Consider the following 538-nt stretch of genomic DNA (forward strand, 5'->3'; position numbering starts at 1 on the left):
ACCACCAAGAACAGTGAGAAACTAAATGTTATATAATGACGGGAATACGAGCAACGCGACTGTTGAAATATGCCTTTTTTATTATTAGTTAGCATAAAAATTAATAATTATAATCTTTGATGTTTGGCAGTTATAAGTTTTTAATATTATTAAAAATTACTATATATTAAAAAAGTAGATGTAGTTTATTAGTATTTCATCATCAAACATCTTATGGAGCTAAATATGAATCGTAGTTTACGTAAAGGAACAACAAGTATTTTTTTTCAACACCTAAATACTGGGAACGATATTAGGGTAAAGCTTGTAGAGTCGGAGTTGAAAGATAATCTAGCTATTTTGAGATTTACGTTAGCGCCAGCAAGTGACGATCAGAAACATGATGAAAGTTATCTTCATGATACTCAATTAGAATTAGTTTCGATTAACGATAATAAAATTATCGACGGCTTCAGAGAGTATATGAAGTATAGCTCTATAAAAATAACTAAATATAAATTGGAATTATTATCCCGAAGTAAAAAACTAGAGTTTTTTG

1 protein-coding gene is annotated in these 538 nt (G+C 28.4%); it reads left to right on the top strand.

Going from position 1 to position 538, the window contains the following annotated elements; genetic code table 11:
* Positions 1–225: 225 nt before the first annotated feature.
* A partial coding sequence (locus GQR46_RS20470; protein ID WP_165742369.1) for a hypothetical protein occupies positions 226–538 on the top strand: 313 nt, incomplete at its 3' end.

The organism is Pseudoalteromonas sp. Z1A6 (assembly GCF_011378745.1).
Classification (GTDB): domain Bacteria; phylum Pseudomonadota; class Gammaproteobacteria; order Enterobacterales; family Alteromonadaceae; genus Pseudoalteromonas; species Pseudoalteromonas arctica.